Below are 15853 nucleotides of genomic sequence, written 5' to 3' on the forward strand. Positions count from 1 at the left end.
CCTGGCGACAGCATTCTCCCTCCGCCCATCTCACAGGCTGTGAGTGGGCGGAGGTAGGCTCCAGGGTTTTGATCTCAACTTATGAGCTGATCAGCTCGCGTGCACCTGCGGATGCTTGGGCTGCCAACGCCGCAAGGTCGATACCCAGAACACGGCCATTGCGTTTAATGATCCGCCCATCAGCGATGACCGTATTCACATCGGCTGGCGTACCCGACTGAACGATCGATGCCACAGGGTCTATCACCGGGAACATGCCCAGGTTACGTGTGTTGACCAGGATCATGTCAGCACGCTTGCCCACCGTGATCGAGCCGATCTCCTGGCCCAAGCCCGTGGAATTGGCGGCATCCTGTGTTGCCCAGCGAAGCACGTCACGGAACGACATGAACTGCTCCTGGCCGGTTGTGCCGATCGCAAAATTCAAGCAAGTCTGCATGAGCAAGAAGGGATTGGCATTGCCACCCAACACCAGGGTATCGATCCCCAGTGTGACGGGAAGCTTCGCTCGGTGTAGTGCCTCGACTAGTGGCAACCGATAGCCTATGAGCATTTCAGTCAACGGGGTGATGCAGACCGAGGCCCCGTTATCAGCGATGCTTTTGAGGTATTGCTCGTCGACATGCGTCGCATGCACCAGTTACACGGCTGGCGACAGCAGACCGCGACTGGCCAAATGTTGGATCGCCTTCTTTTCACGCATCTTGTGGGTGACTCCAGTGACCCTATCTGGATCGATGCCACCTACGTCAAAGTGCGGGAGGTCGGACGCATCGTCTCGGTTGCCGTAATAATCGCCGTGGCCGTGAACACCGACGGTGGCCGCGAAGTCTTGGGCATGCGGGTTGGGCCGTCAGAGGCTGAGCCGTTCTGAACAGACTTCCTGCGCAGCCTCATGCGACGTGGCTTGCGGGGCGTGAAGCTGGTCATCGCGACGCCCACGAAGGCCTGAAAACAGCTGTATCCAAGGTCTTCAAAGCGACTTGGCAGCGCTGCCGTGTGCATTTCATGCGTAATGCCATGGCCCACGTCGGCAAAGGTCGGCGCACCATGGTGGCGGCCCTACTGCGCACGGTCTTCGCCCCGGACAGCCGTGCCGAATGCCATCAGCAATGGCGTTTGGTCGCTGATCAGCTACGCGAAAAATGCCCCAAGATCGCGACACACATGGACGGCTGCGAGGATAGAGTGCTGGCTCCATGGCGTTTCCAAAAGCGCACCGACAGCAATTACACGGCACCAATCCACTGGAGCGGCTCAACGCGGAGATCAAACGCCGCACCGACGTCGTAGGCATCTTTCTCAACGATCCTGCAATCACACGGCTGGTAGCCGCGATGCTGCTGAAGCAGAACTACCAGTGGTGCCTGCAACGGCGCTACATGCAGTTGGAGGCCTTTGAGGCAGTCAGCGATAATCCACAGGCCAAGCTGTCGGCCGTGATCAACTAAACGGCGAACTCAGCGGCCAGAGCCATGATGAGTTACACCACTTCCTGGGACACGATCGCCTTCCCTGAATGAGTTTCCCGTTTTGGGTAGCCACTTGCAGCGTTACTCGACTCGTCTCAACGCAGTGAAGATCAACAGCTCGTTCTATCATCCGCATCGGCCCCAGACCTATGCTCGGTGGGCAGCGTCGGTGCCAGAAGGTTTCAGATTCTCGGTAAAGGTGCCGCAGACGATCACTCACGAATGTCGGTTGACGAGTTGTGAGGCACCGCTGAAGGAATTTCTGGATCAATGCGGCCAGCTCGAAGGACGTCTCGGTTGTATCCTGCTGCAATTACCACCCTCACTGGAGTACGAGGCAAAAATTGCTCAAGATTTTTTTGCGTTGGTGCGCAAGCGCTACTCAGGCGCCTTGGCACTAGAGCCTCGGCATCCTTCTTGGAGGGGTGCACACATCACTTTGTCAGCATTTCAAATCGCCCGGGTAGCCGCAAGCCCACCCCGTTTCGATGATGATGTCGAGCCCGGGGGTTGGCAAGGCATGGTGTATTGGAGGCTGCACGGAGTTCCTCGGATTTACTACAGTTCTTATTCGGAAGAGTTTCTGCAGCACTTGTCGGAACGGCTCGAAGCGAGTAGGGCCAACAATGTGCCAACCTGGTGCATCTTCGACAACAACACGTCCGGGGCAGCGTTAGGCAATGCGCTTTCGATGCAGAAATTCCTCGATTTGGTATGGCGTTGAGGCAGCCAGTCGGTGTCAAGGATACTGCTCCGCTGCCCCGCCATTTGTGTACAAAGAAGCAAGCGGAGCGCGCAGGCCACGGAGGGGCCACAGACGTGAGGATGGAAGCCCAAAGGGCCGCAACCAGTCGAAGCCAGAGTGCGTTTTACGACAGCCGTCTCCGATAGGAGCACGTGCAGCTTCAGATATTCCCACTGGTGTTACGACCCGAAACTTTCAGTCTACTGGCTTGATCGACTGTTCGCTTTCTCAGGTGTCGCGATGTTGCGGCGGTGCAGATGATCACCGGTTGGATCGGTGATCTGAATAACGTTGCCGTGCTCCCAACCATCCGCTTCGGGATCAGCGGCAGGGATTTGAATGTCAGCCCGCTGAGCTTTGGTTTTTGCCGCATCCACTCCCAAACGCCGATTCCGCTGCTCAACATCGCTTGGTCAGCCTGTCCATCCGCAGTGAATCCCATCATCAATTGCGGAACACCCACAGGGAGCGATTTATCCTGGTCGGTATGCCACGTGTGCCATGTCTTTCCATAGGTATGGGCCAGCCGCTCCATGAGGGCATGTTCAGCAGGTGCAGGAATCCCAGGCGCGATCAACTGCCCGGATGAAACCTCATAGCCATGGCTGTGCTACATCGCCTTCTCCTGGGCCGGCAGTCCAGCGAAGAGATTCTCGTCGATGATGTACTCGACGCCCATGATCTTCGCGTCTTTCCTCTTGCCATCGAAGATGACGCACTGAATTACATCCTCGTTGAGGATGGAGCAGTAGTGATGCGCCTCCATCTGCACATCGGGATGACCGTTGTAAAAATGAAAGCCATCCAGGTAGGCGTTGATAGCCTCAATGGGCGGCTTGGCATGCAGTGTCGCTGCCCCCGCTTCCAGCAGTTGAGTCTTTACTGATTCAGGCCTGCCGGGCGTGTTCACTGGAGACCTCTTCTCGTGAGCAGAACAAGCCCACAGAACGCTGCAGGCCAATGGAATGGATACGGATTTTAGGAACGGTCGCATGAGGTAGGCTCTGGCTGATGTCCAGAATGGACAGCCTTGGTCTATCGAATGAGCGGCCCAATAGACGGATGGCCGACTCAAAAAATTTGGCAAAAGAAAACCCGCTGCTAGGCGGGCTAATGGGAGCTTCTATCACACGTAGGGATAACTGAAGTGTCGACGGTGAGTCGTGAAAATTGAGTGAAAAGAAAGTCCTCATCCTGTGATCCGAACTGACCATGGCTCATGGTACTTGCGCTGACCCAGCGGCTCCTCCGAGTGAAAAAAGCCAGCGAGTCTCTCTGATCGCCATGCACAGCCCAGCCAGTCGCGAGTCTAGTAAGCCGAGTTGTGGATTTGTCAGCTGGGCAGCTGTGCCTATCAGGTTGAACGACTCGCCACAGAGGTGAGTCTTCAGAGAATAAGTCTCTCCTCGCTAAACGAGACGGATATGAACTTAATGACGAGCTGAGTGTGTGCATGCGGGACAAAAAAGAGCGAAAAGCCAAGATCAAGGCCAGGGCGACGATAATCTGTCTTCGAAGCGGCAGGGTTCTTCTAGTCCGGAAAAAATGCGGAAAGTGGAATTTTCCTGGCGGTGCTATCGAGCCAGGAGAGTCACCTGCCGCAGCGGCTGCACGGGAGCTTCAAGAGGAGACTTCCATCGAAGGCCACGGCTTGTGTCCCCTATGCACTGTTCAGGTGGGTCTAACCGTGCACCACGTATTCACCACGCATTTCGATGATGAAGAGAGGCCTGTTGCTCGCAATGAGATCGCGGCCTGCAAATGGGTGCTCAGAGACAAGCTCACTCCCGCGATGCTGAATGCGACAGCCGCTGGGCTTTTATCAAGTCGGTTGCCAGCCTTGACCACGTAGAGTTCATCAAGACAACTTGCCGAAGTGATGACTACCCGTCTCTCGGCTACGGTATAACGAGAGACCCAGGTTCGTGTCGGTGGCCCAGCAAACTGCTTCAGCCCTCGCTAGCTCCAGGGATCTGGGAGCAGAATGTTCTCTCTTCCCCCATGGATTTCCATGCTCAATACAGCTCCGAGAGTGTTCGCCACTGTCTCCCAGTGCGCAGCTTTAGCCTTGTACTCCTCAACGTTTCTCCAGCCGCCTCGCTCTGCGGTCAGTGCAGCAATAGCGCAGTTAGATGATTGTTCACAAGCAGCCCCATACGCGGCTAGCAAATGGCGGTTCTGGGGGGTGTCCGGCCACTGTTGATCCTGCTCGAAGTCCAATCTACTGATTGCATGAGTGCATCCTGCCAGGGATAAGGTCGACATATAATTACTCCTTCCATGATGGAGTCTGCATTGGGGCGGCTCTCGATGCCCTTCCTATAGCCAAGTACACGACTCAAGGATTTCTAGCACCGCCTGTCGCTGCAGTAACCGCTAGGGAGCTACTGCGCCAGGTGGTGGATCTCTTTAGGCAGCGTCATCCACTTGCGGATCACTGGCGTTGATTCCATGCCTGCTGGTGACGCTGGACACGGTTAGGCTCTCGTGAACCAAGCCACAATGTGGCTCGGCCCTGCGGGCTTCGATCCTTCACGTCTTCGGCCGTCGGCCTGCGCTCCGCTTGCCTGTGCTCCTCGCTAGCTCTGAGCTGTTTGCTCTGAACCGATGTGGCTACTTCAGTGGAGCGGCAGTCCAGCCCACGGGCATTCGTCCTCTAGCATCTTTAACGGAGCCCTTCAGCCAACAGCCATATCCGAAAAAGGGCAGATTTATACATAGGATTCATAGGCTTGAACCAGTCCGAGTCGTTCGATATGATCGATTTCGGCTCTCCGCCAAAGCTCTGGACGGCTTGAAAAACAGAACGTTAAACCCCGCTTCATTCCTGCTATCGCATTCCGGAGTTTCCGGTTAATCGCTAGTGACAAAACGCCCAGCGCAGCGACACTTCCCCGGAATTTCTTGGATGACTGACTTCGTCAAGACAGCTGTATTTGCAGCCAAAAAATCTCTCGCCCTCAAGGGCATCAAAGTCCAACACAGCATTGCGCAAGAGATCGTTGCCGCGTTCTTGGGATACAGGACGTATGCTGCCCTGGTGGCAGACCACTTACCTGCAGTCGACCACGCCACAGTTCTTCACCCGTGTCGTTATCCAAGGCACGGCTGTAGTAATCCAGGGAGCCATGGAAGAAGGTCAGACCGCCTTTGGTGACCAGCGGGCCACCCATAGTTGGCATACCCAATGGAATGTGTACGCCTCGAACGATCCCATGAACTGGGGCGTCCTGGATTGTACCCATAGGCACTTGCCACTTGGTTTCACCAGAGGTCAGGTCGATTGCCGTCATGGTGCCGAATGGTGGCTTGAAGCACGGGACGCCCAAGTGGGAGACGAACATCGAACGCTATCAAGAGTATGCTCGACGCTGTAAGCCGAATTATGAAGCGCACCTCGAGCAATTTAAACTAATTCGCCGTGCTCAATTTCTTCTTTCCAAGCTGGTTGCCATCGATGTTCATGCCCTCGTAGCGCGTATCCGCCGAGTCTTCTCTCATCTAGCTTGCATCAGAGTTCCTCTCTTCGAGTATGGGCCAGAGCTCTCAGACTACCGCCACCGCTTCGCTAACACTTCCGCTTAGAAAAAACGCACCAGTGACCAGGTAGACTCCCCCAAGGTGCTCCCATGTCGTATGTTGGTCATGACGGCAAGCAGTACATTGTTGTAACCGTTGGCGGTGCCACTCGCACGGGCTCCAATGAAAACCGTGGTGGTTACATCATCGCCTACGCTCTGCCATGCGCTGCTAAGTAACATCCGACCCAGGCTGCAGGCCTTCTCTGCAGCCGCTCAGGCCATTCGAAATGCAGATACCATCCGTGTCGGAAGACAAGTGCGGCTTCGGCGATCTTGCCCTGGATACTTCAAGTCGCGAGGTCGTTTGCGGTCTGCGGCGGATTCCTGTGAAGGCCAAATCAGGATATTGGAGTTGCTGGTTCGACACGCGGATCAGGTGTTCAGCCGTCAAACCATTTTCCTGAATGTATGGGGCTACCATTTTGATCCCGGCACGAAAGTGCTCGAGGTACAACTGAGCTACCTACGGCGTGTGCTTGCGGCATTGGGATGCGCGGTGAAGATTGACACTCACCGTGGCCAAGGCCTTCGGCTTTTAATCTTCTCCTAGGATGAGAGCCGCATTGGCCATCCACGAGCGGGGAGTGCGGAGCGTTGCTCCCGCTTTAGGCAATCGACCTGCTTGGCTTCTGCTTAGCGATTCGGTTGCCTTTTCCAACGTGCTCGTCCAATCAGCACGGTGAGGTCATAGGTCAACACCCTACCTGTACCAGCTGCTAGCACTGTGATCGCGAACGTGACCCAGCCGCAGTCGTCTCGGCGAGCGTGCGGCATTGCATTCATCACCTCTACCGTCAGGCTGAGCATATCTCTCGGCCTCACTGGCCGATGCATGATGAAGCTATCGATGCGGTGACCAGCCACGACATGCGTCATGGAGAAGAGCGCATCACAAAGCATTCGCTGAGCAATAGCGAAGGTATGTACGCCGCTTGCACAATGCATCCCAAGGGGGCCGGAAAGCGCTCGTACCGGGTCAGTGTGAATGTAGAGCGGATCATACTGCTTTGCGAAGGCGATGATTTCGTCCTCATCCAAGGCCTCACCTCGATGGTGAGTCCACTCTTGTCCGACTGAAAAATGCTCCCAGAACATAACGCTGGCACTCATGAAAGGGGCCTTCAACAGGTGGGCTGAACATCCTGGAGGTATGGTGGAGAATGAAGCAATGCCCGCTTACCTCAGTTGCGGTGACTTCTAAGGACAGAACTCCAAAACTTGTTGCAATAAAAAGTGGGTAGGCGTTGACATCTGGCATAGTGATATTGGTACGGTGATCTTCTATGGGATTGCCTGCTTTGCTAGGCCATCCCGGTATTGAGTTAGCGACGGAGCCCCAGATGGAGTTTTCTGCACACAACGGCACCACGTCTATCAGCCTCGTGCGGGACGCACTTCAGGGAGCAGAACAGCGTGGCCTGGATGTGGCTACCTTGCTCAGCCACGCGCACATAGATCCTCTCTTGCTAGCTCAGAATTACGCCAGGGTGCCTGCCGGTACGTTCTCCCGATTGTGGATTGCGTTGGCTGACTTACTCGACGATGAGTTCTTCGCGGCAGATAGCCATCCTCTAAGAAGAGGAAGCTTCAAGCTGATGGCTCAGCTGGCCTTGGGGTGCGAAACCATTGGACAGGCGCTCAAGCGAATCTTGGCGTTCCTCAGGACAGCCCTTGATGACATCTACGGGACGGTGGAATGCGATGGGGAAAATGTTGCGATAGTTATCCATGACCACGGTGAGCTGCGAAGGGCGTTCTGCTATGGGGCCTGGTTGGTACTCGTGCACGGCCTACTCTGTTGGTTGTGCGATAGGCGTATCCCTGTCCTGAAGCTGACGATGCGGCCTCCTCAGCCGGAAGACGATAGCGACTATCGAATGCGCTTTTGTGAGGAGATCCAGTGGAGCGCAGACAGAACCTCCGCTGTTTTTGAGAAGAGCTTTCTGGAGTACAAGGTTTGCCAAAACCTCGGTTCTCTTCCTGCATTTTTGAAGGGGACGCCAACTAATTTCCTGGTGAAGTACCGAAACGATGACAGCACAAGCATTTTGATCCGCAGGCGGCTGAAGCTTCTCTCTCCGTACAGTTGGCCTGAGCTCGATGAACTCGCCCGCGAGCTGAACATGTCCAGCTCCACCCTACAGCGAAGGCTCTATGCTGAAGGCTTCACCTATCAACGGCTGAAAGACAATCTGAGACGGGATATTTCCATCAGCCTGCTTTGCCAGGCAGGTATGACGGTCGATGACGTTGCCTCAGAGGTCGGCTTCATTGAGACCAGTGCCTTTCACCGGGCATTCAAGAAATGGACGGGCATCACCCCTGGTGCCTACAGGCGCTCCTTGCGTAGGCCTCGAGGTGCCTAGCCCTCTGTGTTCGGGCTGATCATTTTATCCGCAGTGTGAAGCCAGCTCGTTTCCAAAAATGCCCGTTCCGGTCAAACAGAACGATGCCATTGGGCATGGTTGGTAATTGCCGTTAGGCCTACGATTTTCCTCAGGCGCCCCCCAGTGCGGGCGACTCACAACTCCCCCGACTAACAATCGGAATCACGCGTACTTGTACGTGTGGTCGAGTTGTGCCGAATTGCTATACGTATGTGGACTTCAAAAGACAAAAATAAGATTGAAGGAGACAAGGTATGAGTTCTTTGAATATGTACACGGTGGCCGGAGAGTCAAAGTTCAATCGCTTTCATGGATTGATTCTTTTTTGGTGCGTGTTAATTCTTATAATTGATGGTTACGACTTGGCGGTGGTTGGCGCCGCTCTGCCAGCAATCATGGCTGACATGCAAATTGACGCTACCAGTGCTGGTGTTATGGCTGGCTCAGCGCTGTTTGGCACAATGCTCGGGGCAATTTTCCTGGGCACTCTGGCAGATCGGATCGGTCGGCCAAAGATGATTGCAATCTGTGTAGCTCTCTTCAGCGTATTTACCGCTGCAGCAGGTCTCACTGACAACCCGCTCACCTTCAGTATCATGCGCTTCATCGCCGGCCTGGGGATCGGCGGCGTGCTCCCTATCTGCACGGCGCAGATGGGGGAGTTCTCTCCACTGAAAGTTCGCACCCGCCTGGTGACCATCGTTTTCGCGGGCTATTCGGTGGGCGGAATTTTGGTAGCGCTCACGGGTAAACAACTGATCGAAAGCTACGGCTGGCAATACGTGTTCTACGTGGCGGCCCTGCCAGTAGTTTTGATTCCCTTCATACTGAAGACCATGCCCGACTCCATCGGCTTCATGTTGAAGCAAGGCCGGCAAGACGAGTTGAAAGTCATTGCCCGTCGTCTCCGTCCTGACCTTGTGATCAAGGACGACACTCAGCTCGTCGGCAACCCTCAAATTATCTCTGTCCAAGACAAGCCTGTACGAAGCCTTTTCCAGGAAGGGCGTGGGTACAGCACCGTCATGATTTGGTTGGCATTCATGACCGGACTTTTCATGGTGTACGCGCTCAACTCATGGCTCACCAAGCTGATGGCCATGGCGGGCTTCAGCCTCGGCTCCGCCCTGAATTTTGTCATCGTGTTCAATCTCGGTTCGATCTTCGGTGCCATTTTCGGTGGCTGGCTCAGCGACAAGTTCAGCATCAAGCACGTCTTAGTGGTGTTCTACGTAGTGGGGGCTGTTGCACTCACGCTGCTGGGTTATACGCGCTCTACTGAACTGCTCTTCGTCGTAGTGTTCATCGTGGGTGCCTCGACGCTCGGTACCCAGCTCCTGGCCTATGCATACGCCGGAGATTTCTATCCCTCCACCATCCGTTCCACTGGGGTCGGTTTTGCGTCGGGCGTCGGTCGCATCGGGGCGATTGTCGCGCCTGTTTTGATCGGTGCCCTCGTATCGATGGCCCTGCCCCTGGAGCAGAACTTCATGGCCATCGGTCTTGCCGGCCTGATTGGTGCCGTTGCTGTGACCATGATCAATCAATCTCGCGCGGACTCCGCTGTGGTGAGGAAGAAGGCCACTGTTTCGCACGATCTGACCTAACCGTAAATCTGAGAGACAGGTTCAAAAATGCTTACTGATCGCTTACGCAAGTCACCGGTGGGTTCGGACGAGACGGCTCGCTTGATCGACTGGGCAATTGTCTCACGTCGGAGCATAAGGTCGTTCCTCACTACTCCCGTACCTCGAGAGGCAATTGAAGCGATTCTCAACGTGGCTCGTTATAGCGCAACGGGAGTCAACATGCAGCCCTGGAGAGTGCATGTTGTTACAGGTGAGATGAAGGCTCGGTTGTCCGCTGCACTCACCGAGGTTGATGACCGTCCGGATGATGACCAGAGTTTTTCTGATCCCTATGAGTATTACCCGAGGGAGTGGACGTCCCCCTACATTGAGCGACGAAGGGAAGTGGGTTGGAGGCTCTATAGCCTGCTGGGGATCAGTCGAAGCGACAAGCAAAGAATGCATGAGCAGCATGGCCGGAATTATTGTTTCTTCGGGGCGCCGGTTGGCCTGTTCTTCACAATCGACCGCGTACTCCAGGAAGGAAGTCTGCTGGACTACGGAATGTTTCTGCAGAACATCATGATCGCAGCCCGGGGAAGGGGATTGCACACCTGTCCCCAAGCAGCATTCCTCAAATATCACAGCATCATCTCTGAAATGCTGGGAATACCCGATAGCCAAATGCTCGTCTGTGGGATGAGCCTGGGTTATGCGGACGATGACAGTATCGTGAACACTTTAGTTACTGGCCGTGAACCAGTGCGCGCATTCACTACCTTTCACTCAGAATAAAAAAGAGGTTCAGCGAATGAAATATAATGCCTATGACAAGGGGCTAGACCGTGGCCCTGCAAACCATGTCCCGCTAACACCTCTGGGTTTTTTGGAGCGAGCGGCACTCGTTAATCCAAACAGAACTGCTGTTGTACATGGTGAGCTGCATAGGACATGGCTTGAAACTCGAGATCGCTGCTATCGCCTGGCATCCGCTTTGGCTAACTTAGGGATCGGGCGTGGTGACACTGTTTCCATCATTTCCCCTAACACTCCTGCTATGTTAGAGGCTCACTTCGGTGTTCCACTAGCAGGCGCTGTCTTGAATCCGCTGAATTACCGCTTGGATGCAGATGGCTTGGCTTTTATTCTTCGTCATGGTGAGTGCAAGCTGCTCCTCGTCGACCGCGAATATGCAGAGGTCACTAAAAAGGCCTTGAGTATGCTGGAACGGGCTCCCATGGTCATTGATATCAATGACCATTTAGCAGGCCCTGGTTTCCCAATCGGCATTACTGACTATGAGGGTCTGCTGTCGTCGGGTGATATCCAATATCCGGGTAAGTGGCCCGAGTCCGAATGGGAACCTATTTCGCTGAACTACACCTCCGGAACGACTGGTGATCCGAAAGGTGTTGTGGCTAGCCATCGCGGAACGTATCTGATGAGCATTCTGCAGATGACGAACTGGCCGCTTTCAAGAAATCCAGTTTATCTCTGGACGCTGCCAATGTTCCATGCAAATGGATGGTGCTTTACCTGGGCGATTACTGCCGCAGCGGGTACTCATGTATGCGTGAGAAAGGTGTCGGCTGAAGGGGTGTTTGACGCCATTCGTGATCACAATGTCGATCACTTCTGTGCGGCACCTATTGTGATGGCCATGATCGCGAATGCAACCGATGCAGAGCCGCTGACGCGGCCTGTGAAGGTTCTAACCGCAGGATCACCGCCGCCTGCTGCGATCCTCGACGCGGTTGTGTCCCTCGGCTTCGACGTAGATCACGTCTATGGCATCACCGAGGTTTCTGGGACGCCTATCAGTTGCGTCTGGCAAGACAATTGGAGCGACCTGCCACAATCGAAACAAGCTTCGCTTCGGGTCAAACAGGGCGCCAGGGCAGCTGCTTTCGAAGCCTTAATGGTGGCTGATCCAGACACCTTGGAGCCGGTGCCGCACGACGGTCATACTCCAGGTGAGGTGCTGTTGCGTGGCAATACGATGATGATGGGCTATCTCAAGAACGAGGCAGCTACTCAGGCAGCGTTCAAGGGTGGTTGGCTGCACACTGGGGATATCGCAGTCGTCCATGAGAATGGTTACATCCAGATCACTGACCGTTGCAAGGATGTAATCATTTCTGGGGGTGAGAATATTTCATCCATCGAAGTGGAAGAAATAATTCATCACCATCCTTCGGTGCTGTATGCCTCAGTTGTTGCACAGCCTGATGATACCTGGGGTGAGGTGCCATGTGCTTTCATTGAATTAAAGCCAGGTCATGTCCAACCGTCGGAGCGTGCAATTATTGAGTTCTGTCAGGAGCGACTAGCGCGATTTAAGTGTCCTCGTCGAGTGATTTTCCAAGAGCTTCCAAAAACTGCGACTGGCAAGGTTCAGAAGTTCATTCTTCGAGAGTTGGCCGGAAGTCGAGATGCAATCACTAGATTGGCGTCTAATGGTTAATCCGTCAGCAGGGGTTTGATCCTACCCAGGGTCGGCATTTACATGGGTCGCTGATGTGCGGCCCATGCTCAAGCACACAACAAGAACAAGGTGCCTGTGATGTCTATTGTTTTTAAAAAGTCGTTAGCGTGTTCTGCTGCACTGTTGGTCGCGCCTTATGCTTCTGCTGCGTTCGTGGAAGACTTCAAAGCCAGTCTCGAGCTTCGAAATTTCTATTACAATCGTGATTTCCGCAATGATAAGGCCGCGCAGTCCAAGCGCGATGAGTGGGCACAAGGCTTTATTCTGAACCTGCAGTCTGGATTCACGGAAGGGCCAGTGGGTTTTGGTATCGATGCCATGGGCTTGTGGGGGGTTAAGCTTGACTCTAGCCCTGACAGAACGGGGTCTGGGCTGCTTGCCTACGATTCCGACAGAAATGTGGAAGACGAGTACGGAAAATTTGTGGCCACCGCTAAAGCGAGGGTAGGCAAGACTGAGTTGAGGATAGGAGGGGTGAATCCTCTGATGCCTCTCCTCTGGAGCAACAATAGTCGCCTACTGCCTCAGATTTTTCGCGGCGGTTCTCTGACCGTCAACGACATTGATAAATTGACGGTAACGGCTACAAGGGTCAACGCTGTGAAACAGCGTAATTCCACCGACTTCGAATCACTCACAGCGTTTGGCTACGCCCCGGTCGAGGCTGATCACTACAACTACCTAGCATTTGACTTCAAACCTGCGAAGGACATGACGTTCAGCCTGCACGCCGCCGAGCTTGAAGACCTCTACAAATCCTACTTCGGCGGAATCAAAGTCATTCAGCCGTTGTTGGAGGGCAATGTAATCGCGGATGTTCGCCTCTTCGATGCCAGCGAGACCGGCTCCAACAAACTGGGTGAAGTGGATAACCGAACGCTGAGTAGCTACTTCGCCTATAGCATCAAGGGGCACACCATCGGGGGCGGTTACCAGAAGGCTTGGGGCGACACGCCATTTGCGTTTGTAAACGGCACAGATACCTACCTGTTCGGCGAATCGTTGGTCAGCACATTCACTGCCCCCAACGAGCGCGTCTGGTTCGCGAGGTATGACTTTGACTTCGCTGCTTTGGGTGTGCCTGGCTTGCTGTTTACCACCAGGTACATGAAAGGTGATGATGTTGATCCTGATCTGCTGAGAAGTCGCCAAGCAGCTTCCCTCCGCCTCAACGGGGAGGAGGGGAAAGAATGGGAACGGGTCACTGACATTTCATATGTCATTCAGAGTGGGCCGGCAAAGGGGGTTTCGTTCCAATGGCGTAACTCCACGAACCGTTCGACCTACGCCGATAGCGCTAATGAAAATCGATTGATCATGCGTTACACCTTCAACTTCTAAAACTAGCGAAGTGGGTCGGCTCTGCCGAGTCGGCCCTTCCTCCCCACTCACTCCCAGTCGAAGGATTCGCTCTCTCCCGTTTGAATTGCACCAGGGGTTCGTGAAAAACGAGGTGCGGGAGCTACATGGAGAACGCCATCTCGTTCCTGGTAGATATTTCTGTCTCGGATATGAGGATGCTCTACCGCCTCAGCGAACGACAGCACAGGAGCGAAGCAGGCGTCAGTCCCTTCAAGCAACGAGCACCACTCTTCTCGTGTACGAGTTGCAAAGAGCTCGGCCAGGCCTTCGGACTTTTGCATCCAGCTGCTTGAGTCTGACTCCGGGTCAATCAGCTGTACCGAAGCGCCGATTGCCTGAAGCAACACTCTCAAGAACTGAGGTTCCAGTGCGCCTACAGCGATCATCTGCCCATCGGCGCAACGGTAGCAACGATAGTCTGGCGCGCTTCCTGACAAAACGTTTTGGCTCCTAGCTAAACTGATTTTTTTACTCGGGATCAAGCCTGTGAAAAAGCTCATCATTGAGGACACGCCATCAATCATTGCCGCGTCAATCACCTGACCCAGGCCTGATTTCTCCCTTTCCCAGAGTGCACTCACAATACCGAACGCCAGGTACATCGATCCGCCTCCGAAATCGCCAACTAGGTTAAGGGGAGGGCGTGGGCATTCGGAGGGATCACCCATGGCTGCAAGCGCGCCGGTGAGAGCAATGTAGTTAATGTCGTGACCGGCGCTTTTGGCTAGCGGCCCTGTTTGGCCCCAGCCTGTGACACGTCCGTAGATCAGTCGTGGGTTAGCTGCGTATGCTTACTTCGGCCCCATGCCGAGGCGTTCCATCACTCCGGGCCTGAACCTCTCGATTACTACGTCTGCGTTTTGAAAAAGCTCGAGGCACTTCTCCTTGCCAGCACTGCTCCTGATATCGATGCTGATTCGCCTTCGCCCCCGGTCGACCACCGAAGGGAACGGCGGCACATCCATTTACAACCTCCAATTCACATTAGTTCAGCCACGATCCTTCATTGAGAGCTTCTGAATCGAATAGGCTCGCTGATTGTCATGACTGCTATAATAGATGTTTTGGGTGGTGGAAAGGCTGCTATGACGAATATCCGCTTGTAGGTCTTTCGGATCTCGGAATGGCGCATCGAAAGTCGCGGCAGTGTGTCGTAACCAGTGGGTAGAAGCGACGCCTAAATTCTGAATCTCTTCCTCATGGCGGCCTTCACTAACCATCCGGTCGATTGCAAAATCGAAGACCTCTCGCATTATAAATCGAACCATACGTGTTGAGAGCCCGGCTTTGCCGTTAAATGCCATCAAAAGTGGAGTAGATTCGTTTGGCGAGGGCAGGGGGCTCAACCCTAAGTATAAGCGATATCGCTTAAGGTAAAGCTCCACATAGTCCTCTCTGACAGCGATTTTCGCCGCTTTATTTCCCTTACCGATCACATGGAACCACCAGTTACCTTCATGGTCGGGACGAAAATCACCCATTGAGGGCTGCCAATTATCGCGACCGCAAAGATCTGAAACCCTGAGATACATCGAGAACATTGTTGCAGCTATATAAAGTGATCGGTCATGGCGTTCAGGCTCAGAATTAGCCATCGACTCTGCTGCTTCGAGCACGTACTCCCACTGCAGAGGTGTAAGTGACCTGGTCGTAAACTTTTGCACTGAGCGATTTTTGAATTTCGATTTTTGTTTTATCGCCCGAAATGGATTTACAACTGTGCAAACCCCTTCGTCAATCGCGTATTCGTAAAGGCTACTGCACACAGAAAAAACCTGCGCAATGCTTCCTGCAGTCAATTTGTAGCAGTTAGCCTCTTGTGATGTTGCAAAGGGCCTCCAGGCGGGGTTGGGAGCCACGTTGTTATTCTTGGTGAGATAGCGATTTCTAACAATTTTTCCGATCCAGTTGGAAGGAGGATTCATACAAAAATTCAGAAATTCTTCAGCATCAGAGCGACGTAGATCAAGCAGAGGTCGCTCACGAATCAGCAGCGACCAGAGTAATAGCCGTTCGGCATGGGTACGATACGAATTGAAAGTTGCCTTGTTACTCGCATAAGACTCCAGGAAGCCGCGTACCGCCTCATACCCATCGAGGGGAAACTGCCGAGAGTCGAAACCCGCCAAATACTGGTGAACAGCAACAACAGTTGCATCATTCAAAGCGCTTACCTGATGCCCGATGCTGTGCTCCCGATTTCCTTCTGGAGCCAGCCCTGCATGATGCGCCCCGACAGCAAAGTCGAAAAAG

At 54.0% G+C, this 15853-nt stretch carries 11 protein-coding genes and 3 pseudogenes; 9 read left to right on the forward strand and 5 right to left on the reverse strand.

Annotation, left to right across the window (positions count from 1 at the left end):
- Positions 1–79 precede the first annotated feature (79 nt).
- Entirely contained in the window at positions 80–637 is a 558-nt protein-coding gene (locus ACIPZH_RS13785) for an amidohydrolase family protein (RefSeq protein ID WP_400636500.1), read from the reverse strand.
- Positions 638–727: 90 nt separating this feature from the next.
- On the opposite strand from ACIPZH_RS13785, the pseudogene ACIPZH_RS13790 reads away from it, so the two are divergent.
- A pseudogene (locus ACIPZH_RS13790) lies at positions 728–1451 on the forward strand (IS256 family transposase); the annotation flags it as partial.
- A 64-nt stretch (positions 1452–1515) separates the two neighbouring features.
- Positions 1516–2196, forward strand: a complete 681-nt coding sequence (locus tag ACIPZH_RS13795; RefSeq protein WP_400636528.1) for a DUF72 domain-containing protein — start codon at positions 1516–1518, stop codon at positions 2194–2196.
- Between the two features lie 221 nt (positions 2197–2417).
- Here the strand turns inward: ACIPZH_RS13795 and ACIPZH_RS13800 are convergent.
- A pseudogene (locus ACIPZH_RS13800) lies at positions 2418–3211 on the reverse strand (OBAP family protein).
- Between the two features lie 459 nt (positions 3212–3670).
- Here ACIPZH_RS13800 and ACIPZH_RS13805 point away from each other — a divergent pair.
- Positions 3671–4069, forward strand: a complete 399-nt coding sequence (locus tag ACIPZH_RS13805) for an NUDIX domain-containing protein (protein ID WP_400636501.1) — start codon at positions 3671–3673, stop codon at positions 4067–4069.
- A 1850-nt stretch (positions 4070–5919) separates the two neighbouring features.
- Positions 5920–6348: a winged helix-turn-helix domain-containing protein gene (locus ACIPZH_RS13810; protein WP_400636502.1), complete on the forward strand. Its 429-nt coding sequence runs from the start codon at positions 5920–5922 to the stop codon at positions 6346–6348.
- An 83-nt stretch (positions 6349–6431) separates the two neighbouring features.
- On the opposite strand, the gene ACIPZH_RS13815 is transcribed toward ACIPZH_RS13810, so the two are convergent.
- Positions 6432–6908: a MaoC/PaaZ C-terminal domain-containing protein gene (locus ACIPZH_RS13815; protein ID WP_400636504.1), complete on the reverse strand. Its 477-nt coding sequence runs from the start codon at positions 6906–6908 to the stop codon at positions 6432–6434.
- 230 nt (positions 6909–7138) lie between these two features.
- On the opposite strand from ACIPZH_RS13815, the gene ACIPZH_RS13820 reads away from it, so the two are divergent.
- From ACIPZH_RS13820 to ACIPZH_RS13840, 5 genes are all read left to right on the forward strand, one after another.
- Complete coding sequence (locus tag ACIPZH_RS13820; protein ID WP_400636506.1) at positions 7139–8164, forward strand: AraC family transcriptional regulator; 1026 nt, start codon at positions 7139–7141, stop codon at positions 8162–8164.
- A 275-nt stretch (positions 8165–8439) separates the two neighbouring features.
- Positions 8440–9792, forward strand: a complete 1353-nt coding sequence (locus ACIPZH_RS13825; RefSeq protein ID WP_400636508.1) for an MFS transporter — start codon at positions 8440–8442, stop codon at positions 9790–9792.
- A 27-nt stretch (positions 9793–9819) separates the two neighbouring features.
- Positions 9820–10548 (forward strand): nitroreductase, encoded by a 729-nt coding sequence (locus ACIPZH_RS13830; protein ID WP_400636510.1) that lies wholly within the window; start codon positions 9820–9822, stop codon positions 10546–10548.
- Between the two features lie 16 nt (positions 10549–10564).
- Entirely contained in the window at positions 10565–12217 is a 1653-nt protein-coding gene (locus ACIPZH_RS13835; protein ID WP_400636511.1) for an AMP-binding protein, read from the forward strand.
- A 99-nt stretch (positions 12218–12316) separates the two neighbouring features.
- Positions 12317–13579 carry an OprD family porin gene (locus ACIPZH_RS13840; RefSeq protein ID WP_400636512.1) on the forward strand — a complete coding sequence of 421 codons (1263 nt, stop codon included), beginning with the start codon at positions 12317–12319 and terminating at the stop codon, positions 13577–13579.
- Between the two features lie 47 nt (positions 13580–13626).
- Here ACIPZH_RS13840 and ACIPZH_RS13845 read toward each other — a convergent pair.
- A pseudogene (locus ACIPZH_RS13845) lies at positions 13627–14541 on the reverse strand (CaiB/BaiF CoA transferase family protein); the annotation flags it as partial.
- Between the two features lie 48 nt (positions 14542–14589).
- Positions 14590–15853, reverse strand: a 1264-nt coding sequence (locus tag ACIPZH_RS13850) for a tyrosine-type recombinase/integrase (RefSeq protein ID WP_400636513.1), incomplete at its 5' end; no start/stop codon positions are given.

Source organism: Pseudomonas sp. NPDC089758, assembly GCF_044748705.1.
GTDB lineage: Bacteria > Pseudomonadota > Gammaproteobacteria > Pseudomonadales > Pseudomonadaceae > Aquipseudomonas > Aquipseudomonas putida_X.